This is a genomic window from Treponema sp. R6D11, assembly GCF_054786075.1.
Map to the genome: position 1 here is coordinate 1 of NZ_BDHD01000482.1, position 833 is coordinate 833.

Consider the following 833-nt stretch of genomic DNA (forward strand, 5'->3'; position numbering starts at 1 on the left):
TTCAGACTGGTAATCAATCAACGTAATAACAGGAGTAGGCGCGAGCACTTTGTGGTAATTGAGAAACGGAAGCCCAAGAACGCCGAAAATTTCAGGCACCTCAGCCCCGCCTTCTATAAGAAGGGCTCTTGCGGCGTTAAGCGTGCCGCCGGTTGCGATTAGATCGTCCGTCAGTAAAACGCGCTTGCCTTTGGGAACGTCGGACGAGTGCACTTCAATTTCGGCTTGGGCGTATTCAAGATCGTATTTTTTGGAAAGGGTGATGCCGGGTAATTTTCCTTTTTTGCGTATGGGGATAAGCGGTATGCCAAGGCGGATGGCGAAGGGGGCGGCGAATAAAAATCCGCGGGCCTCTATTGCGGCGATTGCGTCTATCTTTTTGCCTTTGTAGATTTCAACCATGCGGTCTATGCAGTAAAGGAAAGCTTCGGGCGAGGCAAGAATGCTCGTTATGTCGTAGAATAAGATTCCCTTCTTGGGGAAGTCCGGCACTTTTCTGATATAGTCGTCTAAATTTAATGAAGCCATTTAACCTGTTATTCCTTTAAGCCATTTTTCTATTTTAGTTGTATCAGTTCCGCCGTTTAAAAGCAAGGGTTCGCCTATATCGGCTTCGCAGTCTTTTAAAATGCCGTCAAGGTATTTAAGGGAATTTTTATCGGAAGAAAAAATACCGCATTTTCTTGAAACTAGGTTGATGTGGGAAAGCATTTCCTCAAGATAGGAAAAAGATGCGGGCTTGGGGCTGTCGCAGCCCAAGAAAAATATTTGGGCGGGAAGAAGGTCGGTTCCTTCAAATTCACCCGCCGGACATATTTTTACCGCGTAGTCTT

General features: G+C 46.2%; 2 protein-coding genes. Both read right to left on the reverse strand.

Translation table 11 applies throughout. From position 1 onward, the window contains the following. Positions 1 to 528, reverse strand: a 528-nt coding sequence (locus ACYVTD_RS14115; RefSeq protein ID WP_461248359.1) for an adenine phosphoribosyltransferase, incomplete at its 3' end; no start/stop codon positions are given. Further along, the coding region (locus ACYVTD_RS14120; protein WP_461248360.1) for a hypothetical protein at positions 529 to 833 on the reverse strand (305 nt) is incomplete at its 5' end.